The 15,901-nt window shown below is 60.6% G+C and carries 12 protein-coding genes; 11 read left to right on the forward strand and 1 reads right to left on the reverse strand.

From position 1 onward, the window contains the following. Window positions 1-169 precede the first annotated feature (169 nt). The 6 genes from ACW73L_RS11400 to traM all read left to right on the forward strand — a co-directional run bounded on the left by ACW73L_RS11400 (window position 170) and on the right by traM (window position 4,703). Window positions 170-973, forward strand: a complete 804-nt coding sequence (locus tag ACW73L_RS11400) for a formylglycine-generating enzyme family protein (protein ID WP_498922075.1) — start codon at window positions 170-172, stop codon at window positions 971-973. 500 nt (window positions 974-1,473) lie between these two features. Further along, window positions 1,474-2,139: an SUMF1/EgtB/PvdO family nonheme iron enzyme gene (locus tag ACW73L_RS11405; RefSeq protein WP_498922077.1), complete on the forward strand. Its 666-nt coding sequence runs from the start codon at window positions 1,474-1,476 to the stop codon at window positions 2,137-2,139. 166 nt (window positions 2,140-2,305) lie between these two features. Next, window positions 2,306-3,103 carry a PP2C family protein-serine/threonine phosphatase gene (locus tag ACW73L_RS11410; protein ID WP_498922079.1) on the forward strand — a complete coding sequence of 266 codons (798 nt, stop codon included), beginning with the start codon at window positions 2,306-2,308 and terminating at the stop codon, window positions 3,101-3,103. 96 nt (window positions 3,104-3,199) lie between these two features. Further along, window positions 3,200-3,556 (forward strand): TraK family protein, encoded by a 357-nt coding sequence (locus ACW73L_RS11415; RefSeq protein ID WP_498922080.1) that lies wholly within the window; start codon window positions 3,200-3,202, stop codon window positions 3,554-3,556. Next, complete coding sequence (locus tag ACW73L_RS11420) at window positions 3,556-4,281, forward strand: nucleotide-binding protein (protein WP_498922081.1); 726 nt, start codon at window positions 3,556-3,558, stop codon at window positions 4,279-4,281. Before ACW73L_RS11415 ends, ACW73L_RS11420 begins: the two co-directional genes overlap by 1 nt. A gap of 5 nt (window positions 4,282-4,286) precedes the next feature. After that, complete coding sequence (gene traM / locus ACW73L_RS11425) at window positions 4,287-4,703, forward strand: conjugal transfer transcriptional regulator TraM (RefSeq protein WP_498922082.1); 417 nt, start codon at window positions 4,287-4,289, stop codon at window positions 4,701-4,703. A gap of 188 nt (window positions 4,704-4,891) precedes the next feature. Here traM and ACW73L_RS11430 read toward each other — a convergent pair whose 3' ends face one another. Beyond that, the gene (locus ACW73L_RS11430; protein ID WP_498922084.1) at window positions 4,892-5,836 is read right to left on the reverse strand and encodes an ArdC family protein; all 945 of its coding nucleotides are present in this window, start codon (window positions 5,834-5,836) and stop codon (window positions 4,892-4,894) included. 589 nt (window positions 5,837-6,425) lie between these two features. On the opposite strand from ACW73L_RS11430, the gene ACW73L_RS11435 reads away from it, so the two are divergent. The 5 genes from ACW73L_RS11435 to brxC all read left to right on the forward strand — a co-directional run bounded on the left by ACW73L_RS11435 (window position 6,426) and on the right by brxC (window position 15,709). Next, complete coding sequence (locus ACW73L_RS11435) at window positions 6,426-10,166, forward strand: SIR2 family protein (RefSeq protein WP_498922085.1); 3,741 nt, start codon at window positions 6,426-6,428, stop codon at window positions 10,164-10,166. Between the two features lie 72 nt (window positions 10,167-10,238). Further along, window positions 10,239-10,730: a BrxE family protein gene (locus ACW73L_RS11440; RefSeq protein ID WP_498922276.1), complete on the forward strand. Its 492-nt coding sequence runs from the start codon at window positions 10,239-10,241 to the stop codon at window positions 10,728-10,730. Beyond that, window positions 10,727-11,515, forward strand: coding sequence for a DUF1819 family protein (locus tag ACW73L_RS11445; protein ID WP_498922086.1), 789 nt, complete (start codon window positions 10,727-10,729; stop codon window positions 11,513-11,515). The genes ACW73L_RS11440 and ACW73L_RS11445 overlap by 4 nt, the downstream gene beginning before the upstream one ends. Further along, window positions 11,496-12,071: a BREX protein BrxB domain-containing protein gene (locus ACW73L_RS11450; protein ID WP_498922087.1), complete on the forward strand. Its 576-nt coding sequence runs from the start codon at window positions 11,496-11,498 to the stop codon at window positions 12,069-12,071. The genes ACW73L_RS11445 and ACW73L_RS11450 overlap by 20 nt, the downstream gene beginning before the upstream one ends. Window positions 12,072-12,091: 20 nt before the next feature. Then, a complete protein-coding gene (brxC, locus tag ACW73L_RS11455; RefSeq protein ID WP_498922089.1) occupies window positions 12,092-15,709 on the forward strand; it encodes a BREX system P-loop protein BrxC in 3,618 nt (1,205 codons plus the stop codon). Window positions 15,710-15,901 lie beyond the last annotated feature (192 nt).

The following is a 15,901-nucleotide window of genomic DNA, read 5'->3' on the forward strand; positions in this document are numbered from 1 at the left end:
CAAGTGCAGGGGTCGTTCGGTTCACGGGCGGGCGCGCGCAGGGGCGCATAGGGCGTCCACGGGGGATCATGGTATCCGCCGAGTCCCGCCCGCGTTGGCTGAATGGGCCGCGGGCGGTGGCTCACTCTGGGTTTGATCAGCGTGCTGCGTGAACGGGAAAGGAGGGGTCGTGAAAAGAGTGCTGGTGATGATTGGTGTGTTGGGCCTTGCGGCGAACCCGGTCTGGGCGTTTTTGCCGGACGCGGAGCCGGCGCCGAAGGCGGCGGTGAAGGCGAAGCCCAAGCCGAAACCCAAGCCCAAACCGAAGGCAGCCGCTGCGTCGCGCAAGCCCGTGGCGCAGCGGGCCGCGCCACGGACCAAGGATTGCGCGGAGTGCCCGGAGATGGTGTCGCTGCCGTCCTTGGGTATTGCATTGGGGAAGTACGAGGTGACGGTGGGACAGTATCGGCAGTTCGTTGCCGCCACGGGCCGCGCGACGCGCGAGGTTTATTGTGGTTCTAACCCCCAAACCAATTGGAGTTCGCCCGGGTTCGATCAGGGCGACGATCATCCGGTGGTTTGCGTCAGCTGGGAGGATGCCACGGCCTATACGGCCTGGCTGAGCGACCGCACCGGCCAGGATTATCGCTTGCCGAGCGAGGATGAATGGCAGACGGCATGCCTGGCGGGGAGTGACATGACTTACTGTGGGGGCGAGAGCGTGGATGCGGTGGCGTGGTATCAGGACAACGCGGGTGGCCGCACCCATCCGGTGGGTCGAAAGCAGCCGAACGGCTGGGGCCTTTATGACATGAGCGGCAACGTTTGGGAATGGACCAAGAGTTGTTGGGATGGCGGTTGCTGGGAGCGCGTGGTGCGCGGCGGTTCCTGGGGCCTTGAACCAGCCCGCGTCCGCGTCGCTGAACGCGCCAGGCACGCCACCGGGGGTGCGCTCGACGTCCTCGGGTTCCGTGTTGCCAGGACGCTGCGTTAATGCGTGCGGCTTTACTGCTTTGCCGCTTGCGGGGGTCCAGGGGGCGTAGCCCTATGGTCTTGGATCGCGGCGGTGCGGCTGCCGGCCGAGTTGGCTCGAGCAAGTGCAGGGGTCGTTCGGTTCACGGGCGGGCGCGCACAGGGCCGCATAGGGCGTCCACGGGGGATCATGGTATCCGCCGAGCCCCGCCCGCGGAGGCTGACTAGGCCGCAGGCGGTGGCTCACTCTGGCTTTGGTCAGTTTTTTCGAACACGTAAGGAGGAGTCGTGAGAAGAGTGGTGGTAATGGTCTGTGCGTTGAGCCTTTCGGCGGGTCCGGTTTGGGCCTTCCTGCCGGACGAGGAACCGGCGCCGAAGGCGGCGGCGAAACCGAAGCCCAAGCCGAAACCTAAGCCGAAGGCGGCCGCGGCCCCGCGGAAGCCGGCTGCCGCGCGTAACGCGGAGCCCACGGCGAGCCGTTCGAGCGGTAGAGTCATCAAGGACTGCGCGGATTGCCCGGAGATGATTCCCCTACCCGGCACCGACATTGCAATCGGCAAATACGAGGTCACGCGCGGGCAGTTTGCTCGCTTTGTTTCCGAAACGGGCCATGCGACCCACAGCAACTGCAGCCTCTGGACCGGAAGCAAAGTGAGCGAGGTAAAGGGGAGTTGGCGCGAGCCTGGGTTCGATCAGACAGATGATCACCCCGTGACCTGCCTAGATCCGCGCGAGGCAGTGGCCTATGCAGCGTGGCTTTCGGATCGAACAGGACATGAGTATCGGCTGCCCACACGGGAGGAGTGGCTATACGCCTGTAATGCAGAAAAGGAAACGGCAGTTAGTGGACAATGTGACTACGATACCGCGCATGATGTGTCATGGGGTGAGTATAACTCAGGGCAGCGTACGCATCCTGTAGGCCGTAAGCCGGGGAATTATTTGGGTATATTTGATATGCTTGGTAACGTGAATGAATTCGCGACTTTTGACTGTTCTGGCCTTCAGGAATCTTTAAGAAAGCTTGAAGAAGCTGGAGAGATCAGAGAGGCTGGAAAGCTTGTGATCTGTGCCAGCAATCTCGGCGGTAGTTGGCAGGGTCAAACTAGTGTGCTTTCTACATCCGAAGAGGGTAAAAAACTGAGCGGGTGGAATAGTGATGGTTTCCGTTTAGTTCGTGTCCGTTAACTTATTAACGCTGTAACCCTCAACGTAAAGCCGGGTGCTTGCGTGATCTCGTCGTGGGACGAGTTTGTGTCGATACGGTTCGCTGCAATCACGACATCCTACTGTAGCCCCAATCGCGAAGTATACCATTAACCGCATGGAACCGCATCGGTCGCGAAACACACCCATGGGCTTGCTGAATTTCTTCAAGCGACGACCGGTGGAAATAGGCGGCGTCGGCTTCGATATCGCGTCCTGCCATGGTATCGGTGGACGGTACAGCGACGAGGATGCGTTCGGCCATCATCTGATTGCGGCGCCGGCGACCGGGTGTTGGGTCGTGGCCGACGGCGTGGGTGGCCAGGGTGCCGGTGATGTCGCCGCCCACCTCGCGGTGGAGGCCGTGGTGCAGGCATTCGATGCGCCGCGGAACCCCTTGGAGTGGCTCGCCGCGGCCGTCGCGGCAGCACATGATGCAGTTGCCGCGGGGCGCTCGGCGGGTCCCGGCGCCGCCGACATGGCCTCGACCATCGTCGCGTTGGTGATCGCGGATGGTCAGGCCGCCTGGGCCCACGTGGGCGATTCGCGCCTGTACCACTTTCGCGGCGGGCGGCTGCAAGCCCGCACGGAAGACCACAGCCTGGTCGAGTTGATGATTGCGCGCGGGGCCTTGGCGGAAGCGCAGCGCGCCACGTTTCCGCGCCGGCACGTGATTCTGCAGGCCCTGGGCCAAACGGACGAACCACGGCCGGGATTATCCGGTCCGCTAGTCCTGACACCCGACGATGCCTTTTTGTTGTGCACCGACGGTTTCTGGGAATACCTGACGGTGCCGGTCATGGAAGAGGCGCTGCGGGCGACGACAACCGCCGCGGATTGGCTGTCGCAGCTGGAGGCGGCACTCGCGGCGGCGCAGGCCGCCGATGCGCCCGGCGCCGCCGACAACTACACCGCGCTGGCAGTGCGTACCACGGCGAAGCGCTGACGCGCACCGCCGCGGCTCGCAAAATCCGAGAAAGCTCCCGAAACTCGTCACCTTACCCCCTATTCTCGAGCGGCGGCGCATCGGAATATTGGGCCGATGGTGAAACCACTCGCAGACCGCATTGCAGCTCGCCTCGGGCCCGCCACCGGCGCAGGGCGCGGCGTTCAGCGCGCTGCGTTTCTAGCGCAGAAGAACGAGATCGCGCAAGCCTTGGCCGCTGGCTGGTCGGTCAAGGACATCTGGCGCACCTTGTCCGACGAAGGCCGGATCCGCGTCGGCTATCAGGCGTTCTGCGAGTACGTCAACCGCTGGATCCGGGAGCCCGTCGTGCCTCCCGCTCCATCAGTGGCCCCGAACCCATCCGCCGGTTATCGGCCGGACGGTCATTCCCGCCCGAAGCCCACGACCGGCTTCACCCTGAACCCCCAACCCAAGAAAGAGGACCTGGTCTGATGGCAAAGATCCACCTGGTGCTGCAAGCCAAAGGCGGCGTCGGCAAGAGCTTCATCAGCGCGATGCTGGCGCAGTACCACCAAGCGCAAGGCAAAACGCCCTTGTGTATCGATACCGATCCGATGAACGCGACATTCACCGGCTATGGCGCCTTGAACGTCCGCAAGCTCAGTCTGCTGAACGGCGATGAGATCGACGTCCGGAACTTCGATACCTTGCTCGACTGGCTGGCCAGTTCCGAGGTCGATGCCATCGTCGACAACGGTGCCGCGACGTTCGTGCCGTTGGTGAACTATCTGATGATCACCCAGACTCCGGCCTTGCTCGCCGAGCAGGGTCACGAACTGGTCATCCATACCGTCGTGACCGGCGGCCAGGCGCTGGTCGACACGGTCAGCGGGTTCTCACACTTGATCAGCCAGTTTCCGGATCCGGCCACGTTCGTCGTGTGGCTGAATCCCTACTGGGGCCCGATTGAGAGTGACGGTAAGCCGTTCTGGCAGTTCAAGGGCTATCTGGAGCATCGCGCCCGCATCGCGGCGGTGATCACGATCCCGGCCATGCAAGCGGCCACGTTTGGCCGGGATGTCGAGGATCTATTGAAAGCCCGGCTGACGTTCGACGAAGCGCTGGCCTCCCCGGACCGTTCCCTGGCGATTCGTCAGCGTCTGAAGCTTTATCGCCAGGCGCTGTTCGAGGAGATCACCGCCTCGGGCGTCTTGTAATGGATGTGGATGCGCTGATCGGCGAGATCGCCACCCGGCACGGCGTCGCTGTCAGCCGCGATGATCCGGTGATGATCCTGGCGACGCTGAACGAGCGGTTGATCAAGGAGAGTCGGGAAGCGCAGCACCAACTTTTGGAGGAATTTCGGACGGACATGGCCGGCGCGTCCCAGCACTGGATCCAGGAAAGCCAGCAGCGCGCGCAAGTCCTGCTGCAGCAGGCGGGTGAGGCGAGCCGCGCGGCAGTGGCGGCGAGTGTCCAACAGCACCGCACCGCGGTGACCGCCGCGGTGCGCGTGGAATTTGGCGCAGTGCAGAACGTGGTGACCCAACTGCGCGGGCTGTTGCTCCTGCAACTGAGCGTCAGTCTGCTGACGCTCACCGCGCTGACACTCTTCTGGCTGTTCCCTCACGGCGGGTGACGACGTGAGGCGAGGCGCGCGGGTTTCGGCGAACAGCGGAATCCCGCGCGCCGGGCTCAATATCCGCGCGATGGCGCCGCGGGCGCGATCGCTCATCTCAAAAGCGGCCGCGTTGCCGTTCCCGGAACGCGGCCGCGCCGGCGGAGCGCCGGGCGGGGAAGGGGCCCGCCCGGTGTCCTGATCTGCGGTCACGCCGCTACGTTGACCGGTTCGGTGGTCTCGGTATCGGCCGACTCCGACGTCTGCGTTGCCAGCAGGAAGTCCACGGCCCGTTGCGCATGGGCCGCCGCGGTGAAGATACAACGCTTGTCGTTCTGCAGGGCCTGCAACCACGAACCGATGTAGGCCGCGTGATCCTCCCGCACCTCCGGCGTGATGCCGAGATCGGCACAGAGGAACGCGGCGCCCAACTCGGCGACCAGTTCTTCCAGCGCATAGCCTTCATCGCCCCAGCGCTTCCGGCCGAAATCACGGTCCAGACGGGAGGCCGCTCCGCTCCAGTGCGTCAGCTCATGGGCCAGGGTCGAGTAGTACGCTTCCCCGTCCTCGAAGGCCGCGAACGGCGGCATCTGCACGTGATCGGTGACCGGGGTGTAATAGGCACGATTCCCGCCATGGCGAACGATCGCACCAGTTCCTTTAAAAAATACTTCCAAGCGCGCATCGCGCCCCGCTTCGGGTTCGATGGGTTGTTCACCGGTCGCATAGTACGCAGGCGGCAAGCCTTCGATCTGTTCGACGTTGAACACCGTGTACGACTTCAGGAACGGGACATCCTTCTCGGTCTCCTCGCCGGTGGCCTCGTTCGTCTCGGTCTTGCGGAAAGTGTCGGCGTAGACGACCAGCGAGCCCTTCTCACCCTTCCGCACATGGGCGCTCAGTGCATCGGCCTGCTTGAAGGTCAACCACGTCGGATTCCGGTAACCATTCTCCAGGGTTGCACCCCACAGCAGCAGCACGTTGATGCCGCGGTACGGGGTGCCATTCGCCCGTAAGGGGCGGGAAATCCGCCCGACGGTGTTGTCGGCGTTCCAGGGCTTCAGCCAGGGGCGAACGCCCTGGGCCAGATCGGCCAGGATCTTGTCCGTAACGCGGGTGTATAGGTCCAGCTTCGGGGAAGTCGTCTTGCGCATGGTCTTGCTCCTTTATCGGGTGTGGTCTGCAGCAGCGGCTGCGGGCCTGCCCGTCGGCGAGACCGGGGGGTAGCAAGGGCCAGAACAATCACGGAAGGTTTGCGGCGATCAGCCGGGAAAGCCGTTATTGTTCTGGCCGGCGCGAGGGGGCGGGGTCCCCTTAGCAGAGAAATCTCCAAAGAAGCCGGTTCATAACGAGAGGGAACCGAACGGCTTGTTCCGGCAAGAGGTCGCGGCAGCGTCCGCCGCACATGCGTCGTCGTCCCTCCCGCAACGTCAATCACTTGTCACGGTCGCCGAGGGCTGCTTAGCGCTACTGAACACGCCAGGGCCAGTCGCTGCGGGCGATCGGGACCTGCATCATTAGCCGAACGGGCCCTTTAGCGCCTTGGTGCCTCCAGTCATTGCCAGAGATTGACAAGGATTCTCAACGCTCACAAGCCGCCAGCAAACTCGATGGGGAAGCGATAAACTGGCGGTGCCACGCATCTGCCAACGGACTGCGCTGAAAGAGGTCTCTCGGGAGCGACCTCAACATGCTGGGCTCCAGCGAAGATCACCATCGATCGTTTCAAACCTTACAAACTCAATGCGCCTGATTTCCGATGGCCCGGATATTCCGGACGAATTGATTCACGCTCTTGAGGCTGAACAACTCGTATTGTTCTGCGGCGCCGGGATTTCAATGCCCGCGATGCCTGATTTCGAGACATTGGTTCAGAAGGTTTACGGCGAACTGCATGAGAAGCGAGAGGGCCCCGAGTTGACTGCGTTCGAGCAGGGAGCCTTCGACCGTACACTGCATCTCCTTGAACGGCGGATAGGAAGGGCCTGCGTCCGCGCTGTGGTAGTCAAGATCCTGACAAGGCGCGGCAAGCACAATAGACATCAGTCAATTCTGGAACTCGGTAGATTGCGCGGCAGCGGATTTCGGTTAGTCACCACGAATTTTGATCGACTTTTCGAGCAGGCCGCGAAAAGGCTCGGTTACAAAGTCTCGTCGGATGCTGCCCCGAAGCTACCGATACCAGAAACGAGTCGGTGGCAGAGTCTGGTTTATCTCCACGGAAAAATACCAGTTAGAGCAAATAAGGATGATCCCTCGATACAAGAGTTGATTTATACAAGCGGGGATTTCGGGAAGGCTTATATCACGCATCGGTGGGCGAGCCGGTTTGTCACTGAGCTATTTAAGAACTTCTCTGTTCTATTTATCGGTTACAGCGCCGATGATCCGGTTATGCGCTACCTTCTGGACGCTTTTGCTGCTGACCAAGATCCGTCAGTGGAAGGCGCATCGCCGAAGCCGATCGCTTGGGCATTCGATGGTTACGATCATGGCGCCTATCCTGAGTCTGAACTCCGCGCACGATGGAAAGCGAAAGGCGTCCATGCCATACCTTATGCCATCCGCCCGGACCATGATCACAGCCTTCTGTACGACTCCTTGGCTGAGTGGGCACAGCGCAAGAAACACGGACTGAATACGCAAGTAAAACTTGTCACGCAGGCAGCGAGTATCGTTCCGGTTGGCCCAATCACTCCCACTATTGAAGGGGTCAAGTGGGCGCTTTCAAGCCGCGCGGCAGCGGCACATTTCTCCAAGCAGGAACCACCTGCGCCCATCGAGTGGCTCCCACTGCTTGAGGAATGGGGGTTTCTCCGTCGAGTTTCAGGCGTGCAGAGGGTTTTTCCGCTCACAAGCTGGGATGTTGGGATAGTCGGGTCCGGGTCGCATGAGAACTCCGAGTTCATCATGAGATGGGCGAGCCGACACCTGGGTAACCGAAAGCTTCTGCACTGGGTGCTCGATGGCGGAGTTTTGACCGCTGAGTTCCGGCGGCACATAGATGAGAGACTGCATGAATTTGACCAATCCGCCGAACAGTCAACAGACACGACCGCTGCCCCCTTGTGTGATCCACACCTCAAGCGCGCTTGGCGAATTCTGACCAATTCGGCTCTGCGTGCGCCGGCTGGTGAACTGACGGAACTTGCCCGTCTACGAAAAAGGCTGAGGACAGACGCGGAGGATCCGCTCTTGATCCACGATGCGTTGCGCCTAATTGCCCCGGTGTTGCGGCTGGAACCCGCCCGGACAAATCGATTCTTCGATCAAGAATCTCAGGGAATCGAGGGTGATGGTAATGCGACCTCGATCCGCGAGTACCTGGATGGACAAGTCGTTCCAGCGTGTGGAAGCCATATATCACAAGTGGTCAGTGCCATTAGAGATTGCCCGAATCGTGAGAATCTGCTTGTGGCATTGGCAGATGATCTGAGCAGCCTGCTGAAGCGAGCACTTGACCTCTTTGCGCTCGTAGACCGCGCGGACGAAAATCGCGATCCATCGTACCTGCGACGCCCAGCGATTCGCGCGCATCCCCGGAACCGCGACGTCGGGACGTGGATTGCCTATATTGATTTGGTCAGAGATGCTTGGCTCGCGATGCTGAAGACTGCGCCGAACGATGCGCGAGCTATGGTCTCTCGGTGGCGCTCGATGCCTTATCCGCTCTTCCAAAGGCTGGCTTTGCATGCGTATGCGAGCGCAGGTGTTCTCTTCAAGGCCGAAGGGACTGAATTTTTGCTCAGCGAGAATAGACTCTGGGAGTCTCGGTATCTCCCAGAAAGCCTCTTCCTCCTGCGAGAGTTGTGGAAGTCACCAGATGGGGCGCAACGCCACACCATGATCAATTACGTGTTAGCCGGCCCATCCAACCTCTTGGGGGACGATGCTGATGACGGGGAAAGCAGGGAACGCTCAATCTGGCTTCGGCTCGCTTTGCTAAAAAGGGAGGGTGGTGAGGCCTTGGGTGGGCAAGCGGAGGAACAGCTAGCTGCCCTACAGGCAACTCACCCTGGCTGGATACTTTCGGATGACGATAGGGAATTGTTCCCTATTTGGTGGACACGAAGTGCTGGGCGTTCGGTCGACATCACCGCCGAGGATTTTCTCAGCATGCCGCTTCAGGATGTCCTGAAATACCTACGCGACGAGACTGACAAAGAGCCCGATCGCGACGGAGTCCTGAATGAATGGATGCGTGCCGTGAAAAGTGATTGGCAGCGAGGTGTAGAAGCGCTCACGCATCTGTGCGCGGAGGGAAAGTGGATTGCCGATGTATGGCGGGAGACACTCCTTGGACTGAGGGAATCGGAAGACAAGCTGCCCGCCTTCGAAGTCGTTTCTGCAATGCTATTGAACGCGGCGGATGAGTTCATAGTAGAGCGGACCGTCGCTTGGGCGATCGGCTTCTGGCTACCAGAAGCCACAAAAGAACTTGCCGTGGAAGGTGAGAGCCCTTTCTGGGAACTCTGGCGCAAACTCACGCCGGCCCTATATGAAAGCCCGCGCTCATATGGGCATTGGGGGAGTGGCGATCCGGTCCTGGCTGCGATCAACGAAGCCCCTGGTCTACTGACGGAGGCTTTGCTTCAGCGTTTGTACGCTCGTGCGCCAGCGATCGGTGCCGGGCTGCCGCCGGAAATTGAGCCGCACCTGACTCAGCTGACAGACACTTCGGGATGCGGATATCGATTCGGCAGAGTAATCCTTGCGTCGCACCTACAGACTCTCTTTGCATTGGCTCCGGACTGGACGAAAGCGCACATCTTGCCGTGGTTTTCCTGGTCCGAGCCGGCCGAAGCATCCGCTGTCTGGCGAGGCTTTCTGTCAAGCGGCGCATGCTCAACGGAATTGTTTCTTGCTCTGAAGCCTGACTTCTTCGACTCCATACTCGAGCATGCCAGCGATATCCATGATTCCAGGGATCTCCTTTGGCAGATGTTCATCATGGCATCTTTGGAATTTCAAGGTGCACTATCGAGTTCCGAGGCTCGCGATTTGCTTCGGAAAACTGACTCGGAAGGACGTCAACTCGCCGCCGAACATCTCTGGAGAATCATGCCCCAAGACCCGATACAAGGCGCTGCGATTTGGGGAGAGCGAGTTGCACCCTGGTTTCTCGATGCGTGGCCGAAGGATTTCGAGTTTCGCGATCCAAGAATATCTGAGTGGCTTAGCGCAGTCGCCGCCGCGACCGGGAATGCGTTTCCTCAAGCCCTAACGGCAATCGACACGGTCCTAGTTCCAGCTAACGGCCATTTTCCAGTTACCGATGCTGTTAGCGAGACAAAGCTACCGGAGTTGTTTCCTCGAGAAGTACTCAAGCTTATTCACAAGACTTGGCCGCGAAGTCATGCTGATCCCACGCTGTGCTCTACCGCACGCGAGTTGACCGACCGTCTTATAGCTGCCATGCCCGCGCTCGGCGCAGACACTCTCTATATCGATTTGGACGAATACTTGAAAAAGCATGGCCTGTGAGCGCTGCGACAACCAAAGAGGTCCTCAGCTTCATCTCAAACAGCTCAAAAAAGGAGTGGCTTTCTGAACACCATCGAAACCTACCTCTGCCTTCGGACTGTCGTCGGCTACCTCGGAGAAAAGGACCAGCACGGCTGGTGGCCGTCCTCGTTCTTTTCCGCGAGCAGCTCCGCCTTTCTGCAGCCGGTATTCCCGCGCTCGCATTTGGCAGCTGCGTACCACGGGGTCGTCGAGGCGGGTCGCCGCTTACACGACCAGCACATCGGCATTGGGCGCGTCTTCCACTTGTTTCGCTTACCCGAGGAACAGGAACGCGAGCTTCACGAGATCGCCCTGCGCACGCCGATGCTCAAGTCGTTGACAGAATCGACCGCCTGCGGTGAAGCGGCGATGGCGGAACTGGCTCGGATCGCGCAAGGCGGGCTCGTGGCACCCGACGGCCCAGTAAAGGTTGGTACGCGGCGAACACTATTGTCGGGTGAAGCGGTCGAGGATGTCGCTCGCCACTACCACGATGCGTTCCGCCGCGGCATCCGGTGCTTTCCCTACTTCACAGAAGCGTGACACCCTCGAAGCTCTACACAAGCCGCTTGGGCGCCGGGCTCGGACTCATCAACGAAACCTTGGCGTTGCTCGATCTCTGGGAGCCGGGCCTGAGTAGCGCGGATCTAAACGAGCGCGCGCGCGATTCGGGACAATTTCCCAATGTGACCGCTCGGCGACTCCGGAACATCATCATGGAGTGTTTCGCACCCCGTTACCTGGTCGACGGGGGGCAGCCAGCCAAGGACTTGAAGGCACTGGCGCCTTGCCTCCCTCGGCGCGACCTACAGCAGGTGCTGCTGCTCTACACCGCCCGCGCGAACGCCATTCTCGCTGACTTCATCCGCCAGGTTTACTGGGAGCGTTACGCCGGCGGCCATCAGGCCATCAGCAACGATGATGCGGCGGCCTTCATTCGAAAGGCGCTGGATCTCGGTCACATGCAGAAGTCTTGGTCAGACAGCATGATCCAGAACGGGGCGGGCTATCTCACCGGCTGTTGTGCCGACTACGGCCTTCTCGAGTCGGGCAGACGCAACAAGCGCACGATCCAGCCTGTTTACATCACCCCATCGATGACGGTATACCTAGCTTACAACCTGCATTTCAAGAAATTGGGAGACAACACCCTGCTTCAACATGAGGACTGGGCCTTGTTCGGCCTGGGGGCACAGGATGTTCTTGACGAATTGAAGCGACAGCAACTCAAGGGCCACTTCCTCGTGCAGTCCGCGGGCGATCTGGTCCGCCTGACGTGGAAATATCCCGACATGGAAACGTTGTGTCATGTCCTCGCTCAGGGCTAACTTCGACGAGTTGCGGGAGCGCATCCGCCACGGGCGCGATCTCGGGCACGCCAGCTTCGAGCCAATCTACTACCTGGTTTTCCATCCGTCTCAGATTCTCGAAGTGAAGCGAGAGACGCCCGCTTGGGTCGCGAAGCTCCGCAATGATGGCTGGCAGGTACAACTTTTCTCGCTGGCGACCGAGATAGCCGATTTACTCGGCAGTCACCCGCTGCGAAAAATCTGGCTAGCCGGCGACCGCCGGGCCCCGTTGGATTGGGCCAAGACGAATCAATCGCTCCGACAGGCACTGACACAAGGTGATGCGCTGCAACAGCGTCTCGAAGCCGCTCTGTCGAAGCTGGATAACACCCCGAACGCGATCCTATTGGTCACAGACCTCGAAGCGCTGCATCCCTACTGCCGGATCGGTGCCCTGGAAAGCCGATTGCAAGGCCAGTTCCGCGTTCCGACGGTGTTCCTGTATCCCGGCGTGCGTTCCGGGAGGACGCGCCTCAGTTTCCTGGGCTTCTATCCCGAAGACGGCAACTATCGCTCCGTTCACGTGGGCGGCTGACCTCTGACATAGGACTCTCCATGCTCATACGCGATCTGTTTGACTCCAGCCGCAACATCGAGCGCCCGATCGAAAAGGTCATCACGTACGGCAGCGGCCGACTCAAGGCCGAGATTGCCGAATACATCGTCACTCGGAGCATCGAGGGCCAAATCGAAACGCTGCTGCGCCGGATGCAGGATGCGATGGACGCCGCTGCGGATAACGAGATCGGCGTCTGGGTGTCCGGCTTCTACGGGTCAGGCAAGAGCTCGTTCACCAAATACATTGGTTTGGCCCTGGACGGGCAAACCGTCATCGACGACATCCCGTTTCAGAAACACTTGCAGGATCGTCTGCACACGCCGCAAGCCAAAGCCCTGCTGTCGGCCGTCTCCCAGCGCTTCCCGGCGGCGGTGGTGATGCTCGATCTCGCGAGTGAGATGCTCGCGGGCGCCACGATGCTGGAGGTATCGACGGTTCTTTTCTACAAAGTCCTGCAGTGGGCCGGCTATTCGGAAAACGTGAAACTTGCCTCGCTGGAGCGTCGGCTCGAACAGGATGGACGCTACGACGCGTTCAAGGCGCGCGCAGGTGAAATCCTCGAAGGAATCCCCTGGGAATCGGTCCACAACGATCCCCTCGTCATGGACGAGATCGTTCCGCGACTCGCTCACGAGTTCTACCCGCAGTTCTATTCCTCACCCACGTCGTTCACAACCAACATCGAAGAGACCTTCCGTTTCGAAGACCGCCGCGTCGCGGAAATGCTGGACATCATCCGCCGGCGTTCCGGCAAAGAGCACATTCTGTTCATCGTCGATGAAGTGGGCCAGTACGTTGCCTCGCGTCTGAACCTGATCCTCAATCTCCAGGGCCTGGCGCAGAACCTGAAGGCGATTGGCCAGGGTAAGGCATGGATCATTGCGACGGCACAGCAAACGCTCACTGAAGACGATCCCCGGGCCCACCTAAATGCGCCGGAGCTCTACCGGCTCAAAGACCGCTTCCCCATCCAGATCGATCTGGAATCGAGCGATATCCGGGAAATCTGCTACAAGCGCCTGCTCGCGAAATCGCCGGCAGGCGAAACCGCGCTCGGCAAGCTTTTCAGTGACCACGGACAGTCGCTGCGGCACGCCACGAAACTCCAGGATGCGAAGTACTATGACGCCGAGCTCGATCGCGAGACCTTCGTCAATCTCTACCCATTCCTTCCCGCCCATTTTGACATCCTGCTTCACCTGCTGGGTGCGCTGGCCAAGTCCACCGGAGGCATCGGCTTGCGCTCCGCGATCAAGGTCATCCAGGACATCCTGATCGAAAGCGAGGATTCGCGACCGCCCGTTGCCGATCGCGAGGTCGGTTGGCTGGCGAATACCGTCACCTTATTCGACGCGCTGGACAAGGACATCAAGCGCGCCTTTCCGTCGATCTCCAAATCCGCCGAAAAAGCCTTCATCCGCTTTCCGGATTCGGACTTCCATCAGGAGATCGCCAAATCGATTGCGGTGCTGCAGATCCTCGGAAATCTGCCGGTAACTGTCGAGAACCTCGCAGCCCTGATGCACCCAACGGTTCAGGCACCGTCCCGGCTCGAAGAAATCCGTGGCGCGGTCGTGGCCATGCAGAAGGACCCGCTCGTGCCGCTCGGTGAGAAGGACGGCAGCTTGTGCTTCCTGAGCGAGAAACTGCTGGACATCGAACAGGAGCGTGCGGACATCCCCGTCCGCGCGATGGAGCAGCGGCGCATTTTCAGCGAGAGCTTGCGAGGGGCCCTGCCAGGCCCCAGCACCCGGCTGCACAACACCCTTGCCGTCACTTCAGGACTCAAGCTTCAATCCGGCACATTGACGGCTGCGATCTCGGGCGAGCGCGAACCGGTGCAAACCGTGATTGAATTCGCCGATCCGTCGGACTACGAAACCCGGCGTGCCGCGCTGCTCGACGAATCCCGGCAAAGAGGCTCCCAGTCGACGGTCTATCTGCTGACCCGCAGCGATCCGCAAGTCGACGAGTTGATCGGCGAGATCTATCGCTGTCAGCGCATTGCCGAAATTCATCGCACCGACCCGGACCAAGAGATCCGTGAATACTGCGCCGCCCAGCTCGATCGCTCGGCGAAACTGACGGCCGACCTGGAGCGCCTGCTCAAGCGCACTTTGGCCCAAGGTTCGTTTCTGTTCCGCGGCGAGAATACGGCGGTCGCTGCGTTGGACGCGGACATTTTAGAAGCGGCGAAAAAGCATCTGGGTGGTGTGGCATCGCAAGTGTTTGAGCGCTACGGCGAGGCAGCGATCCGGGTAGACACCGATCTCGCAGAGAAGCTGCTCCGTACGGCCAATCTGGCCTCGGTGACGGCAAAGACGGACCCGCTGGGTCTGATCGAGACCTCCGGCGGGAAGGCCACGATCAAGTCGGCCGCCAAGCCACTGGTCAGTATTCGCGAGTTTCTCGATAGTCGCGGTTCGATCGACGGCAAGGGCCTGATCGATCATTTCGCCGCGGCGCCTTTCGGCTGGTCCCCCGACACCCTGCGCTATTTGGTGGCCGTGTTGTTGTTGGGTAGCGGCATCAAGCTAAAGGTTTCCGGAAAAGAGGTTGTCGTCAACGGCCCCCAGGCCATCGACGCGCTGAAGACGAACAAGTCGTTCGGCTCAGTGGGTGTGCTACTGCGGGGCGATCAGCCAGCGCCGGATGTGCTGGCGCGGGCGGCACAGCGACTGACCGAATTGACCGGTGACACGGTGCTGCCGCTGGAGGACGATATCTGCAAGGCGGCCTCGAAAGCCTTTGCGCTCTTGCAGAAGGACTTCGGCCCGCTTGCAGAGAAACTCCGCGCACTCGACTTGCCGGGGGTCGCTCGCATCGAGACCCTGAACAACGATTTGGCCGACCTGCTGTTCGCCGACGCATCCGAATCGCCCCAGCGGCTGGGTGTCCCGGACTCCCTGCTTTACGGCCACCTGGTGTGGGCACGCGAAGCCAACCGAGTTCTGGCACAAGGACTGGAAGCGACTGTCCGAACCTTGAAGCAGCACCTGAAGGGCATCGCGGCCTTGCCCGACAGTGGCATCCCCGGGCAATTGCGGCAAGACACCGCCGAAGATCTGGCCCTGGCGACGCAGCGCTTGTCCTCTGACGACTTCTTCAAGCATGGCCCCGATCTCACCAGCCAGTTGACCGGGCTTCAGAGCCGTGTGCGCGATGCGGTGATTGCATTGGCGGCCCGGCAGAAGGATCGCTTGAGTGAGGGCGCTGAGGATCTCAAGCGGCTGCCGGACTGGTCGATCTTGACCACCGAGGAGCAGGGCAACGCGCTCGATACCTTGGAAAAGCTGCTACTCGACCCGGCGGAGGATCTCGAAGGTCTGACGCAACTGATCGCGCGCGAGTTCGACATCCAGAATCGGCTCAGCGAACTCAAGTCCTGGATCGCCCGAAAAGGCGAAGAGCAGAGATGGGAGCATATGGACCCTGACCATGGCAGGGGCGACGTGCGCTACCCGAAACTTTCCCGGTCGGTCAACGTCGCTCATGTTTTAAGGACACGCAAGGAAATCGATGACCTGATCCGGCAACTCCAGGGCGTGCGAGAAGAATGTGCGTCGTACGCGGACATGGAAATACGCATCGAGGTCCAGGACATCGGGGACTAGCGGAAAGCAGGGCATGCAAAGCTGTAAAAAAATGTACGCGGCAATACCCGAAAGCCATCGCGTCGGAGCGAACGAGTGATCGCTCGGTTGCCTTGGAATCCGCCCGCGTGCGTCTAGGCGGCGTTCTCGATAGCAGTGACGATTTCGCCCGTGCGAAGCCCGAAAATACGAGGAGCGACGTTTTGACCGATA

The organism is Methylolobus aquaticus, from assembly GCF_054172105.1.

Excerpts from the sequence above, each read along its gene's own strand:
- ACW73L_RS11405 (WP_498922077.1), top strand. The coding sequence starts at position 1,474 with ATGATTCCCCTACCCGGCACCGACATTGCAATCGGCAAATACGAGGTC.
- ACW73L_RS11410 (WP_498922079.1), top strand. The coding sequence starts at position 2,306 with ATGGGCTTGCTGAATTTCTTCAAGCGACGACCGGTGGAAATAGGCGGC.
- ACW73L_RS11415 (WP_498922080.1), top strand. The coding sequence starts at position 3,200 with ATGGTGAAACCACTCGCAGACCGCATTGCAGCTCGCCTCGGGCCCGCC.
- ACW73L_RS11420 (WP_498922081.1), top strand. The coding sequence starts at position 3,556 with ATGGCAAAGATCCACCTGGTGCTGCAAGCCAAAGGCGGCGTCGGCAAG.
- ACW73L_RS11430 (WP_498922084.1), bottom strand. The coding sequence starts at position 5,836 with ATGCGCAAGACGACTTCCCCGAAGCTGGACCTATACACCCGCGTTACG.
- ACW73L_RS11435 (WP_498922085.1), top strand. The coding sequence starts at position 6,426 with ATGCGCCTGATTTCCGATGGCCCGGATATTCCGGACGAATTGATTCAC.
- ACW73L_RS11450 (WP_498922087.1), top strand. The coding sequence starts at position 11,496 with ATGTCCTCGCTCAGGGCTAACTTCGACGAGTTGCGGGAGCGCATCCGC.
- brxC (WP_498922089.1), top strand. The coding sequence starts at position 12,092 with ATGCTCATACGCGATCTGTTTGACTCCAGCCGCAACATCGAGCGCCCG.